We start from the raw sequence: 7,220 nt of genomic DNA, 5'->3' as shown, positions 1-7,220 counted from the left end.
TTGTGTAATCACATCAACTCTGGTTCGGACGCTGGACGCCTGCGCGCTCCTCGAGCACATCGGTGCGGCGCACCTCGGTCCAGTACATCCAGATCAGCGGCATCCTGACCACGCCGTAAGCGCCCTGAGCACCCCCGAGACCTTCCAGGTCAGAGCACCATGAGATATCGAAACAGTTTCTCAGTGGAGTCCTCCAGCCCGTCCGCTCTCCGCGAATCCAAGCAATTTGGATGCCACAAGTTGTGATGTATTCAGGTAGGGGGTCGGCGCTCAGGACGGATCACCCATTCGATCTGCCTTCTGGCATGGAACTTGATTCCGATGGCAGTTCCCGACACCCCCTGGAAACACTCACACCACCATGAAGATCGCAATCACCAGCCAGAACTTCCGCACTGTCACTTCCCACGCGGGTAAGGCGCGCCGTTTCCTGGTCTACGACCTGTCCGATCCGGCTGTACCACGCGAACTGGAACGGCTCGACCTACCGCGTGAGATGTCCTTCCACGAGTTCCGCGGGCTTGACCACCCCCTTTTCGAGATGGATGTCGTCATCACCGGCGGCGCCGGTGGTGGATTCGTTCGACGCCTCGCAACACGCGGCATCGAGGTAGTGGTCTGCGGCGAATCCGACCCCATGCAGGCAGTGCGCGACTATCTTTCCGGCATGGTCAAGCCGCCGTTGGCGCACGATCACGCCCACGAGCACACTCACACCCACTGAAAGCAGCGAACGCCATCACTGCCAGTTGCGCAGAATTAACTGCCACTCTGACAGCGATGGCAACTTCGAAATCGCACCCGACTCGAATCAAATGCACGCCGCAGCAGCATTCGCGCAGAATGCATTTGCCTTTGGGCCTGGCACGATTCCTGTATGCAGGAAGTCGACACGAGCGCATTGCGCGCACCCCCCCTACACCACGGAGCAACTCATGCAGAACAAGCTTCTCGCCGATAAGTACCCGATCCACGTGCTGGAGTTGGGCAAGAACGAGACCGAGCACGCCCATCTCGATGAGCTTCTGAAAGCGATCGAGGCCAAGGCCGAGGCCGATCCGACCGTGCGCCTGATCGCCGTATTCGACCACCTGAGCCACACGAAGCTGATCGGCGGCGAAATCCGCCCCGACATCCTCGCAGCGAAAAACCTGATCTTCTGCTTCGGGGTCAAACTTCCCGACCCGGTGATGATGGCCGTGCGCCCGCGCTCGATCGGCTTTGCCGAGTTGCCCGACCGCTACGTGATCAGTTTCCTCGAAGCGCCGATGCCGGAAGCCAACCGCAAGATGACCGAATGGGTCATGAGCCTGCGCAAGAGCGCCTGACCGATTCCGGCCGGCAAGCGCCGGCCCAAGCGATCCGCCCATGTACTTCCACCCCCTCCACAGCCCGGATTCGAGCCTGATCGGATACCTGCTCGCCGACCTCGACGAGCAGGAGGCCGTCATCATCGATCCACCGCCGCGCCATACCGAGTTGATCCTCGCGCTGTTGACCGAACGCAGCCTGCGGCTCTGTCATGTGCTGCGAACGCATGTGCATCAGGTCGACGTTGCCGACTGCAGCCCTTTGTGCGATCGCACCAGCGCACAGCTGGTGGTCGGCGAAGCGGCTTCGATGCCAATCGGGTGCGGACAGGCCGTCCATCGCGCCGCGCACGGCAGCCGCCTCGTGTTCGGCAACGAAGTCATCCGTGTCCTGAGCACACCTGGACACACACCCGGGTGCCTGAGCTACCTGTGGCGTGACCGGCTGTTCTGCGGGGACGCGTTCGACGTCGGCAGTTGCGGCGCGGGCGACGGCGAGGCCGATCCGGGGATGATGTTCGACACGCTGACCCGCCGCCTCTTCACCCTGCCCGAGCAGACCCTGGTATTCCCGGCCCATCCGATCCGGGGACGCCAGGTGGCCACGCTCGGCGAACTGCGCACCCGCTACGCCGCGCGCCTGCAGCAGAGCCGGGACGGTTTCATCACCGACATGATCCAGCGCCGCGAGCGCAACCCGGCAGGCAAGGCCAGCGCCCTCCCCCTGCCGCGACCATAGGCGACAAACGGACCGGGTGCTGGGCACGCAGCGCCTGGATCAAGGCTGCAGCGGCGCCCAGCCCGGATGGTCGTATTCACGACCGTAATAGTTCAGCGTTTCCACCACGCGCAGCAGGCCCAGACGTTTGCCCGCTGCGCGGGGTGCGCTGCGCATCAGGCCAGCGCCATCGGTGATGTCGCCCAGCATCCACTGCAAGTGTCGTCCGGCCGGACTGTGAAAATCCCGCCCGGCAGCAATCGCGGCCACCTGGTGGTCGATCCCCGCGGCCAACGTCACATGCTCATCCTCGTTCAGCTTCTCCGCACCACCATCGGCCAGCCTTGCTGCAACGAGAGCACGCAGATCCTCCATCGCGGCGCGCAAGGACTCATCGGTCGCACGAGGCAGCGCATCCGCGCCGGATGCGAGCCGGGGTGCTGCGTCCGCGGCCGCAGGCAGGGGAAACACCACCGCGCAACTGGCGATGAGCGACGCGAGGACGAGGGATTTGCGCATGAGAGGCTCCACGAAGGCCGATGAATGCCGGGAATGCTACCCGTCTGCAACACAATCCGGTTTGAAGTGAATCAAGTCCGCGGGGCCTGCAAGCACAGACTGAGACGCTGCCCGGGTGCATCGGCATGGAGGGTCAGCCCGTCCTCCGCCTGCGGATCGATGACGTGCACGACCACCTCCCACTGCCCGTCGCCGGGCAACAGGACACCAAGCCGGTTCGGCTGCCGAAGGATCCAGCCCTCATCCAGTCCGTTGCCCGCCATCTTCGGGAACAAGGCGAAGTAGAGCAGATCGGCCTCGATCAGTTCGTTGAGAAAGTGCGTGCCCAACGACACATCCGGCACCAGGTTCTCGTGCATGGCGACGATCTCGCACAAAGCCGCAACGTGGTTGATCTCCGAGAAGCGCACCGGGATGCCGAGGAAGGGATCGCTGGACCCCCAGCGTCCAGGCCCCAGCACCAGCAGGCAGGCCGCATCTGCAAGGCCATTGATCCGCCCGATCAGGCGCGCAATCTCGATGCGTTGTGCGGAAGTCAGCGCCGCATACGCGCCCGGCCGTACATACACCAGCCGGTCCGGCCGGATCACCCGACTCGGACCGATCACGGCACCACGGGCTTCGACCACCCGCGGCAGTTCCACCGGCGGCGCCTCCGCACTCACGCCCTCCACGCTACGCACCTGCATCGGCCGGCATTGCAGCAGGTTGATGCGGTAGTCACCCTGCGGGTTGAAGTTGAGGGCAAACTCGATCTCGACCGGGTGCGCATAGGCTGCGTGCAAGGCAGCGAGCACGCCATGCAGGTCGGCAACGAAGTCAGTCTGCGCGATCAGGCCGTCGAAAGTCAGGAAAGGCGGGCGATCCTCCTGCTCGCGGGTGGTGAACAGAGCGTGCGGGAAATCCTCTTGTCCTCGAACAAGCTCAGCAAAGGGACCGGTGACGACCCTGTTCTCACGCAGGTCCAGCGAGTCCATGCGCCGCTGCGCGTGACGCGCAATGGCACCGAAGCTCGTCTCGGGCCGCAGTTCGGGGGCTCCGAGCGCGATCAATCGCGTGTAGTCGTCATCCGCACGATCCACCGCGCGCGTACCGAGGCCGGCGACCAGGCGAACCACGCCGGCCTTCATGTCGATACGCGGGTTCCACGGGTATGGATTCACCGACAGCCCGACCCCCGCGGCATGGGGATGGAAATAGCGCCCACCCGCGGTGCCGGACACGCGCATGATCAGCAGCGCCATCTGCTCATGCTCGTCGAGCAAGCCGCGGCGCTGGCGATAACGCAGCGCCTCCTCGGACAGCGTGCTCGCATACACGCGCCGCACCGCATCGAGCAGGTCGGACAGGCGCTTCTCTCGCGGACCCTGGTTTACGCAGAAAACGCTCTCGTACTGACCAGCGAAGGCGTTGCCATAGCGGTCCTCAAGCCTGGAGCTTGAACGCACGATAAAGGGCCACTCGCCAAAATAGTCCAGCATGGCCTCGAACTGGCGCACCGTCGCCGCAGGGAAACTGCCACGCAGGATGCGCGCATGGGCGCCCTCGTCACCTTCCAGCCCGCGGAGAAAGCCATCGGGTTCACGCTGGCGGCGGCGCACCCACCACAGGCCATTGAGGACGAAGAAGGTGTCGAACACCTCGGTACCGACGTAGAAGGAGTCGTGCGCCTCCAGCCGGCAATCCACCGCGGGCGCATCACGACGCAGGATCGCGCGCGCGATCAGCATGCCCGCAGCCTTCCCGCCAATCGTGCCGATGCCGATCATGCGGCTGCGTACCTCGAGCAGGTCGCCAAGGTCCAGGTAGCGCGCGATCAGACGCTGCAGGCCCGGCTCCTCGGGGAACAACAAGGCCGCGAGACGGGCAAAGCACGCCTGCTCGGCCCTCGGGTCCGCTGACTGCGCTCCACGTTGGGCAAGGTGATCCCGCGCCTCGTCGAACAGGCGCTGCCAGTGACTGAGGATCCGCTCATCCTCCAGTCCGGGCCACCCGGAGCCGGCCAGGATCTCCGCCACCGTCCCGCTGTCGGCCACCGGCCGGAAGCGATCCATCCCCGGACGCCCCCCCTCCTCCCACGCATGAATGAGGTTCATGACCGCCGCCGAACGGTGCTGGACCTTGATCGGCTTGATATACAGCCGTCCGCGGCAGCGGAACACATCAAGCAGGTACTGTGTAGTGTCGGCGATGAGATCCATGCCCGCGCGGGCATGACGATGGCGGAGCACGCCGAAATAGGTCACCGTGTCCAGGTCAAACAGGCGCGGACAGGTCAGGCGGAAGAAATTTCCAAGCATGCGATCCGACTGCCAGGTATCCGCCAATTCGGACAGGCAATCGAAGATGTACAAGGTTTCGGGCCCCGCTGCCTCGATCACGGAATGCACCTGATCGACGAAGGCGTCGAAACCATCCTGCGCCCGCGGGTGCTGCACTTCCGCCCCATCCCCCGGCCCGAGCAACGCGGCATGGGACGCGAAGCGGAAATAGATCAGCCGGCGCTGCTGCCGCCTGGCCGCGGCAGCGTAGGGAAGCACCAGGGCTCGATAGTCCTCGAGCGACTGGATCTGCCACACGATGTTGTCACCGGGGGCGACCCCGCTGAGCACGGCATCGAGGCCGGGCAGGCCGGTGGTGGGCGCAAAGCCATGTGCGGGACGGAGGTTGGGGGTATCCATGGCGCAACCCTAGCGCGACGCAAGCACCTTGAACAGCGCAAACGTCCCGACAGCGTCAGCGCCCGGGGAACTTCTGGACAGCCCCCGGGCTCTGCAGGCATGCGCAAGCGGAACCTGTCTGCGCGCCATTCTGCTCCACTGCCCAACCTGATCCGACTTTCATGACCCTCACCACCCGTGTCCCCCGCTCCGCTCGCCTCGCCGCACTCACCCTGAGTATGCTCGCACTCGGCGCGTGCTCCACCGAAGTCGCCGACACCCACCCCGAGCAGCCGGTGAGCAAGCGACAGGAAGCCTTCAAGGGCATGCTCCGCAGCTTCGAGCCGATGGGAACCATGCTCAAGGAGGGGCGCTACGACCCCGAGCGCTTCACCCGCCATGCTGGCGAGGTCGCTGCACTCAAGGAGGCGCCCTGGCCGCACTTCGGTCCCGACACGAATTACCCCCCGACCAAGGCCCTCTCGGCGGTATGGGATCGCCCCGAGGATTTCGCGCGCCTGCGCAGCGAGTTCATCGCTACGATCGACGCCCTCGTTGCCGCAGCCGCATCGCGTGAAGAAGCTCAGGTCCGCAGCGCCTTCGCCGCCGCACAGGACAGCTGCAAGGCCTGCCACCGCGACTTCCGCAAGTGAGCACCGCAAGCTCCTGCGCACCCTTCATGCGTTCCCTGCACACGCACCACACATGTAGCACTCTTCCGCCGCCTCGCCCTGCGAGGACTGCAACTGCGCCCCTGGCTCTCGGTCGCTAGGCGCCACAGTCCTGCCAATGTCTGCCCTGCCAGCTGCCACGGCGCGCCAGTTCGGCACTCAGGCGCGGCGCCAGTTCGGACAGGCGCATGTTCCAGTGCGGCGCCAGCTTGAGCGCCGGCGGGACCTCGCTGCCCAGCCGCTGGAGCAGCATGCGGGGAGACAGGCGCTCGACGAAGTCGGCAAGGAGCACGATGTAGGCTTCTTCGTCGAACAGGGGCACGGAGCCCGGGTCACGCTGCCAGTCGCGTGCCATCTCGGTGCCGCGTACGAGTTGGAGCTGGTGCAGCTTGAGCGCCTTGACGGGCAGCGCGGAGAGACGGGTGGCTGCCTCGAGCATGCCTGCCCGTGTCTCCCCGGGCAGGCCGAGGATGAGGTGTGCCGTCACCTCCAACCCGTGCACCGCCGCACGCTCCAGCGCGTCCACGCTGCAAGCGAAGTCGTGCCCTCGATTGACCCGGCGTAGAACCGCATCGTCGCAGGACTCAATGCCAATCTCGAGCTCGATGATGTGCTCGTGCGAGAGCTCGGCCAGGTAGGCCAGCACTTCGTCCGGCAGGCAGTCGGGACGGGTGCCGATGGCCAGCCCGTCGATGCGTGGATGTGCCAGCGCAGCCTCATAGCTCTCGCGCAGACGCGCGAAATCACCGTAGGTATTGGTATAGCTCTGAAAATACGCAATGAAGCGCCCGGTTCCCGGATAACGCCGGTCGAGGAAACGCAGCCCGGTGTCAATCTGCTCCGCGATGCCGTCACGCCGGTCGAGGTACCCAGGCGTAAAACCGGCGTTGTTGCAGAAGGTGCAGCCACCGCGCCCGAGCGAACCGTCACGGTTCGGGCAGGTGAAGCCCGCCGCCACGGAAACTTTCTGCACCCGACCTCCGTAGCGGCGTTTGACGTAGTCGTTCCACGCGTTGTAACGGCGCTCGCCAAAGGGTGGGCCCGGATACGGCTGCCCACCCATTCCCCCCGGCAATCGCGGGCTGGGTCCGGGCGTAGGGGGGGCGAGGGTCGTGGGCACGGTCGTCGGCACCGCCGCGGGGAAAGGCAGGGAGTTTGGGGTCATCTTATGCGTGGCTCCAACGCGTGTCGGGTCTGCACATGCGGTCGCGAAGTGTGCCTTCATCTGCGTGACGGCCCCTTGACGATGCGCAAGAGGCAAGGCTTTCCACCCTGTCGTTCATGCTGCGTGGGCGTTTTTGACGCCGGTCAATTCAACAGCAATCTCTGATACTCTAAAATA

The 7,220-nt window shown here is 65.0% G+C and carries 7 protein-coding genes; 4 read left to right on the top strand and 3 right to left on the bottom strand.

The window, feature by feature from the left end; genetic code table 11:
* The first annotated feature begins 361 nt into the window (after nt 1–361).
* The 3 genes from ACPT9U_RS11875 to ACPT9U_RS11865 all read left to right on the top strand — a co-directional run bounded on the left by ACPT9U_RS11875 (nt 362) and on the right by ACPT9U_RS11865 (nt 2,049).
* Nucleotides 362–724: a NifB/NifX family molybdenum-iron cluster-binding protein gene (locus ACPT9U_RS11875; RefSeq protein WP_418364632.1), complete on the top strand. Its 363-nt coding sequence runs from the start codon at nt 362–364 to the stop codon at nt 722–724.
* A gap of 211 nt (nt 725–935) precedes the next feature.
* Complete coding sequence (locus tag ACPT9U_RS11870; protein ID WP_418364633.1) at nt 936–1,328, top strand: DUF6858 family protein; 393 nt, start codon at nt 936–938, stop codon at nt 1,326–1,328.
* Between the two features lie 40 nt (nt 1,329–1,368).
* Nucleotides 1,369–2,049: an MBL fold metallo-hydrolase gene (locus ACPT9U_RS11865; protein ID WP_418364634.1), complete on the top strand. Its 681-nt coding sequence runs from the start codon at nt 1,369–1,371 to the stop codon at nt 2,047–2,049.
* 39 nt (nt 2,050–2,088) lie between these two features.
* On the opposite strand, the gene ACPT9U_RS11860 is transcribed toward ACPT9U_RS11865, so the two are convergent.
* Nucleotides 2,089–2,547: a hypothetical protein gene (locus tag ACPT9U_RS11860; RefSeq protein WP_435751081.1), complete on the bottom strand. Its 459-nt coding sequence runs from the start codon at nt 2,545–2,547 to the stop codon at nt 2,089–2,091.
* Nucleotides 2,548–2,618: 71 nt separating this feature from the next.
* On the bottom strand, nt 2,619–5,228 hold the full coding sequence (locus ACPT9U_RS11855; protein ID WP_418364636.1) for a PEP/pyruvate-binding domain-containing protein: 2,610 nt from the start codon (nt 5,226–5,228) through the stop codon (nt 2,619–2,621).
* A gap of 161 nt (nt 5,229–5,389) precedes the next feature.
* Between ACPT9U_RS11855 and ACPT9U_RS11850 the strand changes: the two genes are divergently transcribed.
* Nucleotides 5,390–5,860 (top strand): c-type cytochrome, encoded by a 471-nt coding sequence (locus ACPT9U_RS11850; RefSeq protein WP_435751080.1) that lies wholly within the window; start codon nt 5,390–5,392, stop codon nt 5,858–5,860.
* A gap of 115 nt (nt 5,861–5,975) precedes the next feature.
* Here the strand turns inward: ACPT9U_RS11850 and ACPT9U_RS11845 are convergent, their stop codons facing one another.
* Nucleotides 5,976–6,941: a TIGR01212 family radical SAM protein gene (locus ACPT9U_RS11845; RefSeq protein ID WP_435751083.1), complete on the bottom strand. Its 966-nt coding sequence runs from the start codon at nt 6,939–6,941 to the stop codon at nt 5,976–5,978.
* Nucleotides 6,942–7,220 lie beyond the last annotated feature (279 nt).

This window comes from Thauera sp. AutoDN2 (assembly GCF_051280715.1).
Taxonomy (GTDB): domain Bacteria; phylum Pseudomonadota; class Gammaproteobacteria; order Burkholderiales; family Rhodocyclaceae; genus Thauera.
Note: the sequence above shows the minus strand (reverse complement) of the source record. Positions and strands in the feature narration are given on the sequence as shown.